This is a genomic window from Streptomyces sp. NPDC053427, from assembly GCF_044544985.1.
Taxonomy (GTDB): domain Bacteria; phylum Actinomycetota; class Actinomycetes; order Streptomycetales; family Streptomycetaceae; genus Streptomyces.
The window spans coordinates 361,994-379,326 of sequence record NZ_JBITYA010000008.1; the positions used below are offsets into that span (position 1 = coordinate 361,994).

General features: G+C 73.5%; 17 protein-coding genes. 7 read left to right on the forward strand and 10 right to left on the reverse strand.

Features of this window, described 5'->3' with window-relative positions; all coding sequences use genetic code 11:
* The first annotated feature begins 60 nt into the window (after window positions 1–60).
* The 4 genes from dapD to ACIGWZ_RS24055 all read left to right on the forward strand — a co-directional run bounded on the left by dapD (window position 61) and on the right by ACIGWZ_RS24055 (window position 3,174).
* Window positions 61–1,068, forward strand: a complete 1,008-nt coding sequence (gene dapD / locus ACIGWZ_RS24040; protein WP_400067833.1) for a 2,3,4,5-tetrahydropyridine-2,6-dicarboxylate N-succinyltransferase — start codon at window positions 61–63, stop codon at window positions 1,066–1,068.
* A 197-nt stretch (window positions 1,069–1,265) separates the two neighbouring features.
* A complete protein-coding gene (locus tag ACIGWZ_RS24045) occupies window positions 1,266–1,448 on the forward strand; it encodes a hypothetical protein (protein ID WP_400067835.1) in 183 nt (60 codons plus the stop codon).
* Window positions 1,445–2,119 carry a hypothetical protein gene (locus tag ACIGWZ_RS24050; RefSeq protein WP_400067837.1) on the forward strand — a complete coding sequence of 225 codons (675 nt, stop codon included), beginning with the start codon at window positions 1,445–1,447 and terminating at the stop codon, window positions 2,117–2,119. The genes ACIGWZ_RS24045 and ACIGWZ_RS24050 overlap by 4 nt, the downstream gene beginning before the upstream one ends.
* Window positions 2,120–2,217: 98 nt before the next feature.
* Window positions 2,218–3,174 (forward strand): EI24 domain-containing protein, encoded by a 957-nt coding sequence (locus ACIGWZ_RS24055; RefSeq protein WP_400067839.1) that lies wholly within the window; start codon window positions 2,218–2,220, stop codon window positions 3,172–3,174.
* A 77-nt stretch (window positions 3,175–3,251) separates the two neighbouring features.
* On the opposite strand, the gene ACIGWZ_RS24060 is transcribed toward ACIGWZ_RS24055, so the two are convergent.
* Both ACIGWZ_RS24060 and ACIGWZ_RS24065 read right to left on the reverse strand, forming a co-directional pair.
* The gene (locus ACIGWZ_RS24060) at window positions 3,252–3,392 is read right to left on the reverse strand and encodes a hypothetical protein (protein ID WP_400067841.1); all 141 of its coding nucleotides are present in this window, start codon (window positions 3,390–3,392) and stop codon (window positions 3,252–3,254) included.
* A gap of 139 nt (window positions 3,393–3,531) precedes the next feature.
* On the reverse strand, window positions 3,532–5,370 hold the full coding sequence (locus tag ACIGWZ_RS24065; RefSeq protein WP_400067842.1) for an endonuclease/exonuclease/phosphatase family protein: 1,839 nt from the start codon (window positions 5,368–5,370) through the stop codon (window positions 3,532–3,534).
* Window positions 5,371–5,604: 234 nt separating this feature from the next.
* Here ACIGWZ_RS24065 and ACIGWZ_RS24070 point away from each other — a divergent pair, with 234 nt between their 5' ends.
* A complete protein-coding gene (locus tag ACIGWZ_RS24070) occupies window positions 5,605–7,086 on the forward strand; it encodes a hypothetical protein (protein WP_400067844.1) in 1,482 nt (493 codons plus the stop codon).
* 172 nt (window positions 7,087–7,258) lie between these two features.
* Complete coding sequence (locus ACIGWZ_RS24075; protein WP_400067846.1) at window positions 7,259–8,710, forward strand: alkaline phosphatase PhoX; 1,452 nt, start codon at window positions 7,259–7,261, stop codon at window positions 8,708–8,710.
* Here the strand turns inward: ACIGWZ_RS24075 and ACIGWZ_RS24080 are convergent.
* The 4 genes from ACIGWZ_RS24080 to ACIGWZ_RS24095 all read right to left on the reverse strand — a co-directional run bounded on the left by ACIGWZ_RS24080 (window position 8,673) and on the right by ACIGWZ_RS24095 (window position 12,337).
* Window positions 8,673–9,608: a class I SAM-dependent methyltransferase gene (locus tag ACIGWZ_RS24080; RefSeq protein WP_400067848.1), complete on the reverse strand. Its 936-nt coding sequence runs from the start codon at window positions 9,606–9,608 to the stop codon at window positions 8,673–8,675. The genes ACIGWZ_RS24075 and ACIGWZ_RS24080 overlap by 38 nt on opposite strands.
* Before the next feature lie 274 nt (window positions 9,609–9,882).
* Entirely contained in the window at window positions 9,883–11,079 is a 1,197-nt protein-coding gene (locus ACIGWZ_RS24085; protein ID WP_400067850.1) for a TerD family protein, read from the reverse strand.
* Between the two features lie 84 nt (window positions 11,080–11,163).
* Complete coding sequence (locus tag ACIGWZ_RS24090) at window positions 11,164–11,436, reverse strand: GlsB/YeaQ/YmgE family stress response membrane protein (protein ID WP_400067852.1); 273 nt, start codon at window positions 11,434–11,436, stop codon at window positions 11,164–11,166.
* Between the two features lie 91 nt (window positions 11,437–11,527).
* Window positions 11,528–12,337 carry an NAD-dependent epimerase/dehydratase family protein gene (locus tag ACIGWZ_RS24095; RefSeq protein WP_400067854.1) on the reverse strand — a complete coding sequence of 270 codons (810 nt, stop codon included), beginning with the start codon at window positions 12,335–12,337 and terminating at the stop codon, window positions 11,528–11,530.
* Between the two features lie 245 nt (window positions 12,338–12,582).
* On the opposite strand from ACIGWZ_RS24095, the gene ACIGWZ_RS24100 reads away from it, so the two are divergent.
* Window positions 12,583–13,554, forward strand: coding sequence for a 5-dehydro-4-deoxyglucarate dehydratase (locus ACIGWZ_RS24100; RefSeq protein ID WP_400067855.1), 972 nt, complete (start codon window positions 12,583–12,585; stop codon window positions 13,552–13,554).
* A 91-nt stretch (window positions 13,555–13,645) separates the two neighbouring features.
* On the opposite strand, the gene ACIGWZ_RS24105 is transcribed toward ACIGWZ_RS24100, so the two are convergent.
* The 4 genes from ACIGWZ_RS24105 to ACIGWZ_RS24120 all read right to left on the reverse strand — a co-directional run bounded on the left by ACIGWZ_RS24105 (window position 13,646) and on the right by ACIGWZ_RS24120 (window position 17,307).
* Window positions 13,646–14,188 (reverse strand): hypothetical protein, encoded by a 543-nt coding sequence (locus ACIGWZ_RS24105; protein ID WP_400067857.1) that lies wholly within the window; start codon window positions 14,186–14,188, stop codon window positions 13,646–13,648.
* 169 nt (window positions 14,189–14,357) lie between these two features.
* Entirely contained in the window at window positions 14,358–15,080 is a 723-nt protein-coding gene (locus ACIGWZ_RS24110; protein WP_400067859.1) for a response regulator, read from the reverse strand.
* The gene (locus ACIGWZ_RS24115) at window positions 15,035–16,198 is read right to left on the reverse strand and encodes a sensor histidine kinase (protein WP_400068053.1); all 1,164 of its coding nucleotides are present in this window, start codon (window positions 16,196–16,198) and stop codon (window positions 15,035–15,037) included. Before ACIGWZ_RS24115 ends, ACIGWZ_RS24110 begins: the two co-directional genes overlap by 46 nt.
* Window positions 16,199–16,287: 89 nt before the next feature.
* On the reverse strand, window positions 16,288–17,307 hold the full coding sequence (locus tag ACIGWZ_RS24120) for a hypothetical protein (RefSeq protein WP_400067861.1): 1,020 nt from the start codon (window positions 17,305–17,307) through the stop codon (window positions 16,288–16,290).
* Between the last annotated feature and the right edge of the window lie 26 nt (window positions 17,308–17,333).

Here is a 17,333-nt window from a genome sequence, read left to right on the forward strand (position 1 = left end):
CGGGGCCCGATCGCTGAGACCGGTTCGCCTGAGCGGGGGCGCTCCGGTTAGGTTTCGAGCATGACCGATGCTGCTTCTTCCGCTTCCCCTACGACCGGCGCTGTCGCCGCCGGGCTCGCCACCGTCGCCTCCGACGGCACCGTTCTCGACACCTGGTTCCCGGCGCCCGAGCTGGTCGCTGCGCCCGCCGAGGACTTCGGTCCGGCCGGCACCGAGCGGCTGGAGGACGAGCGCGCCAAGGATCTGCTGGGCGCCGCCGTCCTCAAGGCGATCGGTCCCGACCCGGTCCGTGACGTGGAGGTCGTGGCCGTCCGTACGGTCATCACCTCGCTCGACGACAAGCCGCTGGATGCGCACGACGTCTACCTGCGCCTGCACCTCCTCAGCCACCGGCTGGTCAAGCCGCACGGGCAGAGCCTGGAGGGCATGTTCGGCCTGCTGGCGAACGTCGCCTGGACCTCGCTCGGCCCGGTGGCCGTCGACCAGGTGGAGTCGGTGCGGCTCAACGCCCGCGCCGAGGGACTGCACCTGATGGTCACCAGCATCGACAAGTTCCCGCGGATGACCGACTACGTGGCGCCCACCGGCGTGCGCATCGGCGACGCCGACCGGGTGCGGCTGGGCGCCCACCTCGCGGCCGGCACCACCGTCATGCACGAGGGCTTCGTCAACTTCAACGCCGGGACGCTGGGCACCTCCATGGTCGAGGGCCGGATCAGCGCGGGCGTCCTCATCGGCGACGGCACCGACATCGGCGGTGGCGCCTCCACCATGGGCACCCTGTCCGGCGGCGGCAAGCAGATCATCTCGATCGGCGAGCGCTGCCTGCTCGGCGCGGAGTCCGGTATCGGTATCGCGCTGGGCGACGAGTGCGTGGTCGAGGCCGGTCTGTACGTGACCGCGGGCACCCGCGTCACGCTGCCCGACGGCCAGATCGTCAAGGCGCTGGAGCTCTCCGGCGCCGACAACATCCTCTTCCGCCGCAACTCCACCACCGGCACCGTCGAGGCCCGTCCGAACAAGGCGGTCTGGGGCGGTCTGAACGAGATCCTGCACAGCCACAACTGACGCCGCATCGCCCGACGGCCCGGTGGGAAGACCCGCCGGGCCGTCGGCATGTCCGCGGCGGTGCCCGATGCCTGCGCGGGCGCGGAACGGCGCCTGCTCCGGGCGCGGGGACGGCGGCCGCTTTGCGCTGGTGCCAAGGGGGCCGGGGTGGGCCACCATGGCGGGGACGGTGTTCACCAACCGCGCCGGGAGGCGGCATGAGGCTGGGCAAACCGCTCGCTGTCGGCATCGCGGAGGAAGCAGAACCACAGGCCGGCGAGCCGCTGGCCGAGGAGTGGGGGGCCGGGGCATGGGCGGCCGTCGAGCCGCTGGACGAGGTGACGGTCGGCGGGACCGGGGACCCGGGCGCGCGCTTCGCCGGCGCGCTGGCCGCCCGATGAGGCTGCGGCTGCCGAGGGAGCGCCCGGCCGAGCCGCCCCAGGGATACAAGCTCGCCAACCCGGTGCTGTCCGAGGACTGCGGCCGGATCGGGTTCGCCGGGGTCTCGATCGGCGGGGCGCAGCCCTACGGCGTGCTCGACGAGGCGCGCTGCATGTACGGCCGGCGGCACCGCTGCCCGGCCCTGCGCTGCGACTGCGGCTTCTACTGTCTGCACACGCTCGCCGCGGCGCAGGCCCTGGCCCGGGTGGGCGCGCACCGCCGGGCGGCGATCCTGGAGGTCACGGTGCTCGGCGCGTACATCCGCTTCGAGCGCGGGATGCGCTATGCGCGCCAGCGGGTACGGGTGGCGCGCATCGGGCCGTGCGGCTGCGGGCTGCCGCCGGAGGTCTTCGTCGACGCGGGCTGGGGGCGGACCGGGTGGCGGGCGCTGGCCGGGGCCTGCAAGGGCTGTGCGGCCGGGCGCGGCGAGGTGAGCTTCGAGGACTTCGTGCGGATCGGCGGCGGCCGGCTGCGGGTGGTGCCCGGCCACCGGGAGGCACGGGCCGACGGCGCGGCGGGCGGGCGCCCGGCCGCCCGCCGCGTCCCCGGGCCCGCCGCCGAGGCGACCGCGATGCAGGCCCGACTCGATCGGCTCCAGGGGCAGTTGGGGCGGCTGGCCGGCGAGGCGTGAGGGCCCGGGGCGGCGCGGTGTGAAGGGCCGGGCACGCCTGCGTAACCATCCGGCACGGGCGTGCGAACGCCCCGCCGGACGCCGTTAGGCTGTGCCGTATGCGTGATCTTGTAGCGGGGATACGGTATCTGGGCAGAGGGCAGCGCTGGGTCGCCGGCCACGGCCGGTGGTGGGGGTTCGGGCTGATCCCCGCGCTGATCACCCTGGTGCTGTACGGCGCAGTGCTCACCGTGCTCGCCCTCTGGTCCGGCGACATCGCCGCCTGGGCGACGCCGTTCGCCGACGGCTGGGGCTCGCCCTGGCAGGGCCTGCTGCGCGGGCTCTTCGTCGCGTTGCTGTTCGCGGGTGCGCTGATGCTGTCCGTGCTGACCTTCACCGCCGTCACGCTGGTGATCGGCGACCCCTTCTACGAGTCGCTGTCGGAGCAGGTCGAAAAGAGCGAGGGGCACTGCCCGCCGGGCCCGGACCGGCCGATGTGGCAGGAGATCTGGATCGCACTGCGCGACAGCGTCCATGTGCTGCTGCGGGCCGCCGGGTTCGGGATCCTGCTGTTCGCGCTCGGGTTCGTGCCGTTCATCGGCCAGACCGTGATCCCGGTGATCGGCTTCTGCGTCAACGGATTCTTCCTCGCCGTCGAGCTGACCTCGGTGGCGATGCAGCGCCGCGACGTCCCGGTCACCGAGCGGCTGCGGCTGCTGCGCGGCCGCAAGGCGCTGGCCGTCGGCTTCGGCACCCCGATCGTGCTGCTGTTCCTGATCCCGTTCATCGCGGTGGTGCTGATGCCGGGCGCGGTGGCGGGGGCGACGCTGCTGGTGCGGGACCTGGTGCCGGACGAGGACGAGCGGGAGCCCGAGGGCGACGAGGGCGGTCGGCTGCCGCAGGGCGCCCCGTACGGGCAGGGCGCCACGTACGGACAGCCTGCGCCCTACGGACAGGCCGCACCGTACGGACAGGCCGCGCCCTACGGACAGGCCGGGCCCGTGCCCCCCGGACAGGGCGCGCCCGGCGGCTTCGGCCCGCCCCCCGCCCCCTACCCGCCGCACCAGGGTCACTGAGCACCCGGGCAACGGAAGACGGCCGCCGCACCCCACGGTGCGGCGGCCGTCCGGCCGTCGGGGCCCTCACCCGTCCGTCAGGCCTCCCGCGAGGGGAGCTTGAGGTCCTGGGTCCGCTCGGCGGCCGACTCCTCCGGCATGCTCTGGTCCCGCTCGCGGCCGGTGCGCCGCTCCGGGGCGCGGTCCTTGCCCGGCTTGCGGTTCTGCGCCTTCGCCATGGTGACTCCCTTACTGGGCTCGCTGGGCTCGCTGAGCTCTTCGAGCCGAAACGGTGCTTACCGGCCCAGTAGCGCACCCCGGTCGGCGATCGGCGCCCGGACCGGGGCGACGGAGTGACGGACGGTGACAGCCGGTGACCTACGGCTTGACGCGCAGCACCTGCGGATCGTGGTCGCTGGCCTGGTCGGCGTACTCGGCGTTGATGTGGACGATGTCGTAGTCCGTCCGGGCCAGCGCCTTGGTGGTGAGCATGTGGTCCAGGACCTGGGAGTTGCCCTGGTAGACGTAGCCGTAGCGCTCGGCCTTCGGCAGCTTGCCCACCAGGTCGGTGAGCACCCCGCCGCCGGTCAGGTTCTTCAGCGCGGCCGAGAACTGGTAGTCGTTGAGGTCACCGGCGACCACCACCTTGGCCTTGGAGTCCTTGGCCAGCAGGTCCTTGACGAACGCGTTGACCAGCTTTGCCTGTGCGGTGCGCTGGGTCTCCGAGCTGCGGGCCGGCGGCTGGAAGCGGCTGTCCAGGCCCTGGTCGCCGCCCTTGGAGTTGAAGTGGTTGGCGATCACGAACACCCGGCTGCCCGGCCGGGCCTTGAGCGAGAACTGCCCGACCAGCGGCTTGCGGCTGGTCTTCCATGCCTGGTCGGTGGGCGCGATCCGGCCCGGCGAGGCGGACAGTCCGGCCTTGCCGTGGTCGTCGACGACCTTCACCGGCGTGGTGGCGTCGCCGCCCTTGACGTCGGTGAACGCCACCCGCGCGGGGTTGAACAGGAACACATTGCGGATGTTGCCGCCGGGCTCGCCGCCGTCCTGGTCGTTCTGCGGGTCGATCTGGCGCCACTCGTACGCCGGGCCGCCCGCCGCCTTGATCGCGTCGGTGAGCTTCTTCAGCGTGGTCCCGGCGGTGACGGTGCCGTCGTCGGTGGCGCCGTTGTCGTCCTGGACCTCCTCCAGCGCGACCACATCGGGTGCCGACAGATTGGTCACCAGCGCCTTCGCCAGCCGGTCGAACTTGGCCTGCGGGGTGGTGGGGGAGAGGTTCTCGACGTTGTACGTGGCCACGGCCAGCTCGTCGGACTTCTGCTTGCGGGTGGTCTCCGGCGCCGGGCCGTGGTCGGTGACCTTGCCCAGCTCGGTGGCCTGGAGCGTGTAGCCGCCGAAGTTGTCGTAGTCCAGCGGCCCGGCGGTGGTGCCGGTCAGCTCGTCGCCGACATCGGCCACCGGGAACGGCCGCTGCGCGAACGGGATGAGCGACTGCACCTTGATCCGGCCGCCGTTGGGGTCCGCGTACGAGCCGTAGAGCGTGCCGCCGCGGGCCGTGCGGTTGTGGCCCGGCTCCGCGGTCACCCACAGCTCGTTGTGGGTGTTGGTCGCGCCGACGACCGGGGAGCTGCCGAGCGAGACCCGCATACCCTCCAGGGACTCATAGCGGTCCAGCGCGTACGAGGCGGGCTTCAGCGTGCGCGACTCGATGCTCTTGCCGCCCGCGTCGGGGGCGTAACGGTTGGGCACCGAGGCCGGGTTGAGCTTGAAGGCGGCCGGCAGCGGGGTCCGGGAGGCGGTGACCTTCCAGGTGGCGTCGGTGATCTCGGTGACGGACTGGAGGCCGGCGTCCTTGCCGCCGGGGTAGTACTCGCTGACCGTACCGGCGAAGGTGATCGCGTCGCCCACGGAGACCTTCGGGGTCTCCTTGCCGGTGAAGACGAAGACGGCCTCGCTGGTCGCCTCGTTCCTGTCCGGGTGGGGGTCCTGCACCCAGAAGCCGCGTGACGAGCCGAAGGAGCGGACCGCGGTGACCGTGCCCGGCACCTCGCTGACCTGCTTCCCGGCGAGCGGGGATATTCGGGTGCTGCCCTGGATGTCATGGATCCGCGTGCCCGCCGCATGGGCGGACTGGGTGGCGGTGATCAGTCCGCCGGTCAGGGCGGCCACGACCACCACGCCGACGGCGGCCGGCCTGCGAAGCGAACGAGGGGACGGCATGCTGTGCCTCCGGAAGAAAGGGGGGTATGGGGGGTGAGCAGCAACAGAGCGTGCCGAGCGGGACCGGCGCTCGTACGCTACGCGCGTCAATCTCCGGTCTGGGTAAGGAAGTTGTCAAGGTTCTCCCGGTGGACGGGAGCGTACGAGGGGGTGAACCGCCCGAGATGCGGCACATTCCGTCTACGCTTGGGCGTCGCACGAGCCCGTAGTCCCCTCCGAGGAGCTGAGCCCCAGATGTCCGCAGACCGCCCCACTCTGCCGCCGGTGCGGCTGCACTCCGAAGCGGAGCTGGCCCGGGAGGCGCTCGGCGCCCCGCTGATGGCCCGCGCCGCCAAGCTCGCCCGCTGGGCCGAGCGGGGCGTGCCCGTCGGCGCGGGCGGCGAGATCCTCGAAGAGGCGCTGGGGGCCGCCACCGAGCACCTGGGCCTGACGGACGACGAGGACGGGGCCGCGTACACCGCCGAGGCCTGGCAGCTGGCGGTGGACACCGGACTGGTGGAGATCGCGGAGGTCCCCGAGGGGGAGGACGGCGACGACGACGCCGCGATCGGCACCGCCACCCCGGGCGAGGAGCTGCGCCTGCTCACCTCCGGCAGCCCGCACGACATCCTCGACATCTGGCTCCAGGGCATGGAGACGGTGCTCGCCGACGCGGCCGCCCCCGACCTCTCCGACATCGCCGACCAGATCGCCGAGGGCGGCGAACTGGACCTGGACGCGATCGACTGGAACCCGGAGGAGGAGGCCGAGCTGCTGGACGGCATCCTCGGCAACCTCTATCTGCTCACCGCCGTGAGCGAGCGCCCCGACCAGGACGTTCCGCTGCCCGCACTGGCCGCCTCCATGATCGTCCCGGACGACATGGACGAGCCCACCGACGACGTCCTCGAAGAGGTCTCCGAGGCGATGATGCGCCTGGACGACCAGTTCCGGGTGCTGGAGCCGATCGGGCTGGTCGCCTACCAGCCCGTCGACGAGGCGCTGATCGAGGAGCTGGACGAGCAGGGCGAGACGGTCAGCGCCGCCGAACCGCTCACCGACGAGGACGTCTCCCGCTACGGCATGGTCCGCCTCACCCCGCTCGGCGTCTACGCCGTCCGCGCCCGGATGCTGGACGCCGGCGTCCACGCCCCGGCCGTCGGCGACCTCACCGACAAGGGTGCCGACGTCCTCCTGGACGCGCTGCCCGGCTACCCCGAGCCGCTCGCCCAGGCCGAGTCCGAGCTGTGGCTCGCCGCCCGTACCCCCCTCGACGCCTCCCGCGATCTGCTGGCCGCCGCCCGCGGAGACGACGAGCGCGCCCCGCTGCGCCGGCTCGCCGCCCAGCAGACCCTCTCCCTGGTCACCCCGGACGCCGAGGCCGCGCTGCGCGAGGTCCTCGACGACCGGCAGCTGGGCGGCCTGGCCCGGGTCTGGCTCGCCGAGCGTGCCCTGCCCGGCATCCCCGAGCCGTCCCAGGACATGATCTTCTGGCTGACGGTGGACACCATCGCGGCGCAGCTGGACGGCGCGGACGACGAGACGGCGGCCGAGCTGCGGGACCTCGTCCAGAGCCTGACCGAGCAGCACAGCGGGTTCTTCGACACCGCCTGGCGGGTCGACCACCCGGCCACCGCCGATGTCCTGGAGGCCATGGGCCGGCTGCACCCGGACAAGAAGGCCGCCAAGGAGGCCCGCAAGGCCGCCTTCAAGGCGCGGTCCCGGCGGACGGGCTGAGCCGGCGGATGCCTCGGTGCGCGCGGCGGGCGGCCGGACCGGCCGCCCGCCGTCGCGTGCGAAGGGCAACCGCTTCCTGGACGTAGGGCCGCGTTCAACTGGAGTTCGACGGCGCACGAGAGCGTGTGCGGCGCAGACCCAGGGGAAGAAACCGGCCGTCCAGGAGATGACTATGCCGCTCACCCGGAGAAACTTCGCCAAGCGCTCCGCCCTCACCGGCGCCTCGGTGGCGCTGGCCGGCAGCGTCGGCGTGCTGGCCACCGCGCCCGGCGCCATCGGGGAGGAGGCCCCGGACGCCGGGCCCGACGGCCACGCGGACGGCCACGCCTTCGGCTACGGCCCGCTGCTCCCGGACCCGGACGGCATCCTCGCGCTGCCCGCCGGATTCTCGTACCGCATCATCACCCGGACCGGTGTGACCACGCTCGAGAGCGGCGAGTCCACCCCCTCCAACCACGACGGCACCGGCACCTTCGCCGGCCACCGCGGCACCACCCTGCTCGTCAACAACCACGAGCTCAAGGGCCCGCGCGCCGACTGGCCGCACCCGGTGCCGCTCGCCGACGGCCTGGTCTACGACCCGGCGGCGGCCGGCGGCTGCACCGTCGTCGAGGTCGCCAAGGACGGCACCCCGGTCGGCGAGTGGGTCGGCATCGCCGGCACGTCCACCAACTGCGCGGGCGGAACCACCCCTTGGGGCACCTGGCTGACCTGCGAGGAGAACGAGGACAAGGCCGGCCGGCACGGCATGACCAAGGACCACGGCTATGTCTTCGAGGTCGACCCCCACGACCGGAAGGCCGGCCGCGATCCGAAGCCCGTCAAGGCGCTGGGCCGCTACGCCCACGAGGCCGTGGTCGTCGACCCCCGGCGCGGCCACCTCTACCTGACCGAGGACGCCTCCGGGCCCAACGGCCTGCTCTACCGCTGGACCCCGCCGAAGGGCTTCGAGCACGGCCGCGGCAAGCTGCGGACGCTGGCCGACGACGCCGGTGTGCTGGCGGCGCCCAAGTGCTTCGACTCCGGCGGCCGGTACGTCGACGATCTCTCGCGCGCCACCAAGGTCGGCACGGTCTACGGCGTCGACTGGATCGAGGTCCCCGACCGCGACGCCCGCACCGTCTCGGTGCGCAACCAGTTCGCCGAGGGCGAGATCACCCGTGCCCGCAAGCTGGAGGGCATGTGGTGGGCGGACGGCGGCACGTACGTCGTCTCCTCGTTCGCCCGTGAGGAGAGCCCGGTCCAGCACGACGGGCAGGTGTGGTTCTACGACCCGCGGCGCCGGACGCTGACGCTGAAGGTGCGCTTCGGCGTCAACCCGGACCCGGACAAGGACGGCGCGTTCGACGGTCCCGACAACATCAGCGTCTCGCCCTACGGCGGGCTGATCATCGCCGAGGACGGCGAGGGCGTCCAGCATCTGTTCGGGGCGACCGAGGACGGCCGTACGTATCCCGTCGCGCGCAACGAACTCAACATCGGCACGGCCGACAAGCCCGAGTTCAGCGAGTTCACCGGGCCGGTCTTCTCGCCGGACGGGCGGACGCTGTTCGCCAACATCCAGGAGCCGGGGATCATGCTGGCGATCACCGGGCCGTGGAAGCGGATCCGGCGCCAGCGCTGAGGGAGTCCGGTGCCGCGGCCGTGAGGACGTAGTAGTCCAGCAGGCCGGTCCGGTACGCCGTCAGATAGCGCCGGGGCCATTCGTCGCGCAGCTCCGGCCGCTGCGCCATGAAGCGGTCGTACGGCTCCCAGACCTGCTCGCCGATCGCCCGCACCCGGACGTCCCGCAGCCCGGCCGCGGCCAGCATCCCGGCCACGTCGTCGATCACGTACGGGACGTCCAGGCCGTCGGCGTACGGGGGCAGCAGATCGGGCAGCGCGCGGGCGGCCTCCGGCATGCGGGCGAAGAACGTCGTCAGCGCCAGGCGGCCGTCCGGGCGCAGCACCCGCGCGGCCTCCCGGGCGAAGCCCGCCAGGTCACGGAAGTGCTGGGCCGCCTCGACGGAGTAGAGGCAGTCGATGCTCGCGGCGGGCAGCGGGATGCGGTGGGCGCTGCCCTGGACGAAGTCCAGCCGGGCGGGGCCGTCCGGGGGCCCGGCCAGCAGGTCCGCGTGCGTGGCGCGGGCGCGGGCGATCTGGTCCGGGTGCACGTCCAGGCCGGTCACCGGCCCCAGCCCGAACTCCCGCAGCGCCAGCGCGCAGCCCAGGCCGCGCCCGCAGCCGACCTCCAGGGCGCTGCGCCCCCGCGTCCGCTCGAAGCCGCCCAGCACCAGGCGGTAGAGATCCTCCTCGCTGCGGACCCGGTCGGCCTCGCTCAGCGGCCCGTCCGCGCGGTCCGGCAGCCATGCCCAGTAGCCGAAGTTGATGAAGCCGCCGGCGAAGGCGGGCACGGTGCTCAGATCGTGGTCGCCGTAGACCGTGGCGACCCGGTCGGGGAGGTCCGGGTGCGCCGGGCCGTCCGGGTGAGAGAGGTCTGGCGTGCTGCCGGTGTCGCCGGCCGGGGACGGCTGCTGCGCCATCGCATGCTCCTCGCGGGGGGAATCCTGGGCGCCTGCGGACGGTGAAGGGAAGTGGGCCCGGCCGATACGGCCCGGCGGATGCGGACGACACCATTCTCGGCCCCGGACCGCGGGCGCGCTGCGTCCGGTTCGGCCGTTGCGGGCGCGCGCCGGGTCGCCCGCCCCGCGACGGGGGCCGCAGCTGCCCGGGTGACCGGCGGAGGACGCGGGAGGGCCCGCAGCCGGTTGCTGCGGGCCCTCCCTGGTGGTGCCGATGACCGCGACCTGCGGATCCCTACAGCGCCGCGGCTCCCGGCTTGACCATGCCGCGTACCGTGCGGGCGTCGACGAACTCGCCCATCGCCGTCATTTCCCACTCGCCGGTGAACTGGCGGATCAGCTTCGCCATCATCACGCCCGTACGGGGTTCGGCGTGGGTGAGGTCGAAGCGGACCAGCTCCTCGCCGGTGCCGGAGTCGCTCAGCCGGCAGTAGGCCTTGGCGACGTCCGAGAACTTCTGGCCGGAGAAGGAGTTCACCGTGAAGACCAGGCCGGTGACCTCCGGAGGGAGGCCGCCCAGGTGGACGGTGATGACCTCGTCGTCGCCGGAGCCGTCGCCGGTGAGGTTGTCGCCGGAGTGCTGGACCGCCCCGCCCAGGATCATCAGCTTGCCGAAGAAGCAGTTGTCGATCTTCTTGCGGTCGGGGCCGTAGGCGATGACGGAGGCGTCCAGGTCGATGTTCTTGCCGCGGAAGGCGGGCTCCCAGCCCAGGCCCATCGAGACGGAGCTGAGCAGCGGCTGACCGCCCTTGACCAGGGAGACGGTCTGGTTCTTCTGGAGGCTGACCCGGCCCTTGTCGAGGTTGATCTTGCCGGTGGCCGGGGCGGCCGGGCCCGGCGCCGGGGGAGCGGGCGGGGTCGGGGGAGCGGCGGCCTGCGCCGGGGCGGGGGCGGCCGGGGGCGCGGGCGGCGTCTGCGGTGCGGCGGCGGGCGCCGCCGGTTCCTCCACGCTGACGCCGAAGTCGGTGGCGATCCCGGCGAGCCCGTTGGCGTAGCCCTGGCCGACCGCGCGCACCTTCCAGACGCCGTTGCGGCGGTAGACCTCGACGACCACCAGGGCGGTCTCGGAGCCCAGCTGCGGCGGGGTGAAGGAGGCGATCACGCTGCCGTCGTCGGCGCTGCGGACCGTGGCGGTCGGTTCGGTGCCGGCGAAGGTCGCGCCGGGCGCGTCCAGGCTCGCGGTGACCACGATCTTCTCGATGCCCTCGGGCACCGCGGCGGTGTCCACGGTGATGGTGTCGCCGCTGCCGCCGGCCGCCGCGGTGTGGGTCACGCCGGGGCCGTTGGGCTGGTTGTAGAAGACGAAGTCGTCGTCGGAGCGCACCTTGCCGTTGGCGGTGAGCAGCAGGCCCGACACATCCAGCTGTGCGGGGGCGGTGACGTCCACTGCCACCCGCGTGGCGGTGAGGGGGAGATTCGAGCCAGGAGTCATAGCGGTCATGTCAGAGGTAACGATCGGTCGCCCTTTGCGGTTCCATTACCCGTCGGCCCGTAACCGCCGGCCGGGCCGTCCCCGTCAGTGCCGCTCGCGGGAGTTGCCGAAGAGCAGCCGGTAGGCGATCAGCAGGACCAGGGCCCCGGCGATCGAGGCGATCCACATGGAGGGTTCGCCGATGTCCTTCGGGATCGGGCGGTGCAGGATCTTTGTGGACAGCCAGCCGCCGATGAAGGAGCCGGCGATGCCGATCAGGGTCGTGCCGACCAGGCCGCCCGGGTCCCGCCCCGGCAGCAGGACCTTGGCGATGACGCCCGCGATCAGGCCCAGTACGAGCCAGGTGACGATGCCCATGATGTGTTCCTCGTTCCTGCCGGGAGGGTTGGTACACAGACGAGGACGCGGCCGGGACGGCGCGGGTTCCGTGGCGTGGCGCGGGCCACGTTCAGTGCGGCCACCGGGGCGGGTCGGTGCAGAAGGCGCCGCCGAGGTGTGCGTGTTCGGGGTTGCGGGGGTCGAGTTCCCCCTGGGCGGCGATCAGCTCGGCGGCGTACGGCTCGGAGTCGTCCTGCGGTACGTAGCCGAGCGCGCGGGCGGTGGAAAGGTCCCACCACAGGCGGGTGTTGGCGGAGGAGCCGTAGACGACGGTGTGGCCGATGTCGGGGGCGGTGAGCGCGGCGTGCAGCAGCCGCGCGCAGTCGGCCGGGCTCAGCCACGTCGACAGCATGCGCACCGTGACGGGTTCGGGGAGGCAGGAGCCGATGCGGACGGAGACGGTCTCGATGCCGTGCAGGTCCCGGTAGAGGGAGGCGAGGTCCTCGCCGAAGCCCTTGGACAGGCCGTAGTAGGTGTCGGGCCGGCGGGGGGTGTCCACGGGGATCGCACCCGAGCCGTCCTCGGGGCGCGGGGTGAAGCCGACGGCATGGTTGCTGGAGGCGAAGACGATGCGGCGGACGCCCGCCTCGCGCGCCGCCTCGTAGAGGTGGTAGGTGCCTTCGATGTTGGCCCGCAGGATCTTCTCGAACGGGGCCTCCAGTGAGATGCCCGCGAGATGCACGACGGCGTCGACGCCCCGTACGGCCTCCCGCAGCGCCTGCGTATCGGCCAGTTCCGCGGTGACGGCGTCCGGTGCGCCCTCGACGGGCCGCTGGTCGAAGAGCCGGAGCGCATAGCCGTACGGGGGCAGCAGCTCGCGCATCAGGGTGCCGAGGCCGCCGGCGGCGCCGGTGAGCAGAACGGTGCGGGGTGCGGTCATGGGCGGGAACTCCTCCGCTGCGCTACAGGGCTGCATGGGTGGACCGAATTCATATGCGTGGAAACGCTAGAAGTCGCACAGGGGCCGGTCAAGACGCTTGACCAACCTGGTAAATCCGCTTGCCGGGGGGTAGTTGTGGGGTCTTGACCGGTGCGAGGGGCTGCTCTAGCGTAGCGGATGTTCATAAGTGTGGACGTCAGTCATGAACGTGCACGGCAGACGCCTCGACTTGCCAGGGAGAGCCCGTGACCGCACATCCTCCTCCAGCCGCAGCCGGGAGGTCCCCGCAGCTCGCCGACCGTCTCGACGGGCTGCTGTTCTTTCCCGTGACCGCGTACGCGCCGGACGGCACGGTGGCCCCGGAGGCGTTCCGCGCCCATGTGCGCGACGGGATCGAGGCGGGTGCGGCCGCCGTCTTCGCCTGCTGCGGCACCGGCGAGTTCCATGCGCTGACCCCGGAGGAATTCGCCGAGTGCGTCGCCGCGGCGGTCGAGGAGGCCGCCGGCCGCGTCCCGGTGATCGCCGGAGCGGGCTACGGCACCGCGCTCGCCGTCCGCTTCGCCCGCCTCGCCGAGGAAGCGGGTGCCGACGGGCTGCTCGCCATGCCGCCCTACCTCGTCGTCGCCGGACAGCAGGGACTGCTGCGGCACTACCGCGAACTCGCCGCCGCCACCCCCCTGCCCGTCATCGTCTACCAGCGTGACAACGCCGTCTTCGAGCCCGCCACCGTCGTCGCCCTGGCCCGCACGCCGGGCATCGTCGGCCTCAAGGACGGCCTCGGCGACCTCGACCTCCTCCAGCGCATCATCTGCGCGGTCCGCACCGAGGCCCCCGACGAGGAGTTCCTCTACTTCAACGGCCTGCCCACCGCCGAACTCACCGGTCCCGCCTACCTGGGCCTGGGCGTGCACCGCTACTCCTCCGCCGTCTTCGCCTTCGCCCCCGAGATCGCCCTCGCCTTCCACCGGGCGCTGGCCACCGGCGACCACGACACCGTCGCCCGGCTGCTGGACGGCTTCTACCGGCCGCTGGTCGAACTGCGCAACCAGGGCCGCGGCTATGCCGTTTCGCTGGTCAAGGCCGGGGTACGGCTGCGCGGCGCGGACGTCGGCGAGGTCCGGCCGCCGCTGAGCGAACCGTCCCCGGCGCATGTCGAACGGCTCGCCGCGCTGATCGACCACGGGCTGGTCCTGGCGTCGGCCGCGCCGGGGGCATGAGGCGCAGCGCCGCCGCCCGCCCTCCGCTCCTGGGACATGATCGGCGACCTCGGGACCGCGGAACGCATCGCCGGCCTCGGCGTCCAGCAGGTCACCCCGGCCGCCTACCGCTCCACCCGCCCCCGTGACGCCGCCGCAGCACCCATGTGCCCCCGGCGGCGGCCGCCAGCATCAGGCCCGTACCGGCCAGGATCTCGGTGGCGTCGGCGCCCTCGGCCGTGGGGCCGACGCCGGTGCGCACCGCGCCTCTGGGCATCGGGCGGCCCTGTGCGCCGACCGTGCCGGCGCTGACCGTGCCGGTGAGGTCCTTGCCGTCGGCGCATGTGCCGGCGATGCCGTAGTTGCCGGGCCGGGTGTCCGGCCTGACGTGGAACTCGCCGACCAGCGCACCCCCGTCCCCGCCGGGGCGCAGCGTGGCGGTGCCCCCGCCCAGCGCGCCGGCGTCCACGGTCGCCGACCGGCTGTGCCCGCAGTCCCTGGTGGTCAGCGACACGCTGGAGCCCGCCCTGGCCGGCTGCGGCGAGGCCTCGACCTCGCCGAAGTCGCCGGCGGACGCCGCGGGCGCGGCGAGGGCGAGTGCGGCGGCGCAGAGCGCGGCACCGGTGAGCGGCCGAGGGGAGCGCAGGGATCGCATGGCGCGGACCTCCACGAGGCGCGGCCTGCGGCACGCCGTTGTGCCGCGGGGGAGGAGGTCCGCGCCTCTTGACCCCCGAGCTAATCGGTACGGCGGCGGCCGGGCCTGCCCGGCCGGGACGAATGGGTGAACGGCATCACCCGGGGGTGGCGGCCGTGGCGCCGAGCGGTCACCCCGGCCGCACGAATCCGCATTCGTACGCCGCGATCACCGCCTGGGTCCGGTCCCGCACGCCGAGCTTGGCCAGCACCCCCGCCACATGCGTCTTGACGGTGGCCGGGCCGACGCCCAGCCGGCTCGCGATCTCGGCGTTGGTCAGCCCCGCCGTCATCAGCCGCAGCACCGCCCGCTCCCGGTCCGAGAGCCGGGCCCGCAGCTCCCGCGCCGCATCGCCGGCCGCCTTTTCCCCGGCGTGCCGGGCGGCCAGCGCCCGGACCGCGGCCGGGAACAGCAGCGAATCGCTGCGCGCCACCATCCGAACGGCCCCCACGAGCTCGTCCGCCCCGGACCGCTTGAGCAGGAACCCGCTGGCCCCGGCCCGCAGCGCGTCGTACACATACGCATCGTTCTCGAAGGTCGTCACCACGATGACGCGCGGCGGCTCCGGCATCCCCGCCAGCACCTGCTCGGTCGCCCGGATCCCGTCGATCTCCGGCATCCGGACGTCCATCAGGACGATGTCGGGGCGCAGTTCACGGATCAGCGGCACCGCCTCCGCACCGGTCGCGGCCTCCCCGACCACCTCCATGTCGTCCTCGGCGCCCAGGATCGCGCGCAGCGCCGTACGCACCATCCGCTCGTCGTCGGCGAGGAAGATGCGCAGCGGGGGCGTGTCCGCGCCCCCGCTCACCGTGCCGCTCCCGCGATCGGGAGGCCGGCCGTCAGCCGCCATACGCCTTCGTGGGCGGCGGCCGTCGCTTCGCCGCCCAGCAGCCGGGCCCGCTCGCCGATCCCGCGCAGCCCCCGTCCGCCGCCGGTGCGGTCCGCCGGTCCGGCCGCAGCCACCGGATTCTCCATCGTCAGTCTCAACTCCCGTTCGTTCACGCACAGTTGCAGCGTCACGGCCACCGGTCCGGCGTGCCGCAGCGCATTGCTCAGCCCTTCCTGCACGATCCGGTAGGCCTCCCGCGAGACCATCGGCGGCAGCCCCGCGACGTTTCCCTCGACCGTCGCCTCGATGCCCAGGCCCGCCGCGCGGGTGCGGTCCAGGAGGGCGTTCAGGCCGTCCAGGGTGGGCGCCGGAGAGGTCGGCCGGGCGCCGTCCTCCTCGCGCAACAGCCCCAGCACGGTGTCCAGTTCGGCGACCGCATCGCGGGTGGTCTCCTCGATGGCGGCCAGCGCCTGGCGGGCGAACTCCGGGTCCGCGTCCAGCACCCGGCGGGCCGCGGCGGCCTGGAGGGTGACGGCGCTGAGCGCATGGCCCACCGAGTCGTGCAGCTCGCGGGCCAGCCGGTTGCGGGACGCCAGATCGGCGGCCCGGCGCTCGGCGGCGGCCAGCCGGTCGGCGGGCGTGGGGCCCAGCAGCACCGGCGCCAGACGGGCCAGCAGCTTCCCGGCTCCCCAGGCCGTGCCGATCACCAGGGCCATGAGCGCCAGCCCGGCGAGCGGGCCGAGCATCCCGGGGGCGGCCCGCTGCCACGCCGGGAAGCCGCGCCGCAGCGCCGCCGAGAACGGCAGCACCATCAGCGCCACCGCGGCCGGCGGCGCGGCCAGCGACATCCCGCTCACGATCGCGCCGGCCGCCTGGTGCACCAGGAACCACAGCGCGGTGCGCCGCCGGGCGGCCCACGAGTACCCCGGCCGGTCGGCCAGCAGCTCCCCCGGCACACCGCAGAACGTCCGTACGGCGCTCGCCGCCATCGGCCGGGCCGGCGCGAAGGCCAGCGCGGCCAGCCAGGCGAGGGGCAGCGCGGCACCGAACGCGAGGAACTGGGTCACCACGTCGCGGTACGGGTCGGCGCCGTCCATGACCAACGCCACGAGGACCGACGTCACCAGGAAGTACGGCATCAGGCTTGCGCCGCCGATCACCAGATGGACCCAGCGCAGTACGTGCCGTCGGGGACCGTTTTGCCGCTGTCCGTTCCGCCGCCGTCGGTTCAGTCGCACCGCGCGGCCTCGGGCTCGGCCTCGGCCCGGCGCTCCGCGAAGAAGTGAGCCCCGGCGGCGGCCACCAATATCCCGGTGATCATCTGCACAGCGTAGGTCAGGTTCATCGGCGGGGTGGGCAGCTTCGGGTCACCCGCCGTGCAGTTCAGCGTGGTCAGCAGCAGCCAGCCGCCCCAGCAGGCCAGCGCGCCCGAGCCGGTCCAGGCGGCGGCCAGCGGTACGAGGACGGGGACCCGGCGCCCGCGCCCGTAACCGAGCATCAGCACACCGGCCATCGTGAGCACGGAGAACAGGACGTACGAGGCGTCGTTCACCCGGGCGTCGAAGCCCTGCGCCGCGGCCCGTTCGGGGCCGAGACCGGCCGTGCCGCCGGCGGCCCACAGCAGATGCATCGCGGCGGGGAGCAGGGCCAGGGCGATTGCCGCGCCCGCGGTCAGCCGGCGCGCGGACCGGGTGGGGCCGGCGGGCAGGTCCCCGGTCCGGCCGCGCCACAGGCGGCCCCAGCGTTCCCTGGCGTACAGGACGAAGAGGGTGCCCAGGGACAGGGCCTGGACGATGAAGCCGGAGTAGACGAGGGTCCACACCCAGGGGTCGAGCAGCGCGGCGGCGCCGTCGTCGGTGACCTTCGAGCCGTGCAGCGCGGCGCCCAGCGTCTGGACCGGGAACGCCGCGACGATCGGGGCCAGCAGCCCGGTCGCGCACCACATCGGCAGCGCCAGCAGCCAGGACGGCACCCGTCGCCCCCAGGGCCGGGTGAGCAGAAACGCCAGCAGGATCACCGCGCCGTCCATCAGCAGGGTGAGCCCGTTCAGCGCCATCAGGGAGTTGCCGTCCCTGCGCAGCGCGCTGCCCTGGGGGATGCCGATGCGGCCGCCCGCGATCCAGGCGATCTTGAGGGAGAGGTACGGGACGCAGGCGGCGAGGGTGATCGCCCGCAGCGCGGCGCGAACGGCCCTGCGCGGGGCGGGAGTCGGGGTGGCCGAGGTACGGCGGGTGGTCCGAGTGGTCATGGTGACCAGCCTTCCGGCGCCGCGCC

Excerpts from the sequence above, each read along its gene's own strand:
- dapD (WP_400067833.1), top strand. The coding sequence starts at position 61 with ATGACCGATGCTGCTTCTTCCGCTTCCCCTACGACCGGCGCTGTCGCC.
- ACIGWZ_RS24045 (WP_400067835.1), top strand. The coding sequence starts at position 1,266 with ATGAGGCTGGGCAAACCGCTCGCTGTCGGCATCGCGGAGGAAGCAGAA.
- ACIGWZ_RS24050 (WP_400067837.1), top strand. The coding sequence starts at position 1,445 with ATGAGGCTGCGGCTGCCGAGGGAGCGCCCGGCCGAGCCGCCCCAGGGA.
- ACIGWZ_RS24055 (WP_400067839.1), top strand. The coding sequence starts at position 2,218 with ATGCGTGATCTTGTAGCGGGGATACGGTATCTGGGCAGAGGGCAGCGC.
- ACIGWZ_RS24060 (WP_400067841.1), bottom strand. The coding sequence starts at position 3,392 with ATGGCGAAGGCGCAGAACCGCAAGCCGGGCAAGGACCGCGCCCCGGAG.
- ACIGWZ_RS24065 (WP_400067842.1), bottom strand. The coding sequence starts at position 5,370 with ATGCCGTCCCCTCGTTCGCTTCGCAGGCCGGCCGCCGTCGGCGTGGTG.
- ACIGWZ_RS24070 (WP_400067844.1), top strand. The coding sequence starts at position 5,605 with ATGTCCGCAGACCGCCCCACTCTGCCGCCGGTGCGGCTGCACTCCGAA.
- ACIGWZ_RS24075 (WP_400067846.1), top strand. The coding sequence starts at position 7,259 with ATGCCGCTCACCCGGAGAAACTTCGCCAAGCGCTCCGCCCTCACCGGC.
- ACIGWZ_RS24080 (WP_400067848.1), bottom strand. The coding sequence starts at position 9,608 with ATGGCGCAGCAGCCGTCCCCGGCCGGCGACACCGGCAGCACGCCAGAC.
- ACIGWZ_RS24085 (WP_400067850.1), bottom strand. The coding sequence starts at position 11,079 with ATGACTCCTGGCTCGAATCTCCCCCTCACCGCCACGCGGGTGGCAGTG.
- ACIGWZ_RS24090 (WP_400067852.1), bottom strand. The coding sequence starts at position 11,436 with ATGGGCATCGTCACCTGGCTCGTACTGGGCCTGATCGCGGGCGTCATC.
- ACIGWZ_RS24095 (WP_400067854.1), bottom strand. The coding sequence starts at position 12,337 with ATGACCGCACCCCGCACCGTTCTGCTCACCGGCGCCGCCGGCGGCCTC.
- ACIGWZ_RS24105 (WP_400067857.1), bottom strand. The coding sequence starts at position 14,188 with ATGCGATCCCTGCGCTCCCCTCGGCCGCTCACCGGTGCCGCGCTCTGC.
- ACIGWZ_RS24110 (WP_400067859.1), bottom strand. The coding sequence starts at position 15,080 with ATGGCGGCTGACGGCCGGCCTCCCGATCGCGGGAGCGGCACGGTGAGC.
- ACIGWZ_RS24115 (WP_400068053.1), bottom strand. The coding sequence starts at position 16,198 with ATGCCGTACTTCCTGGTGACGTCGGTCCTCGTGGCGTTGGTCATGGAC.
- ACIGWZ_RS24120 (WP_400067861.1), bottom strand. The coding sequence starts at position 17,307 with ATGACCACTCGGACCACCCGCCGTACCTCGGCCACCCCGACTCCCGCC.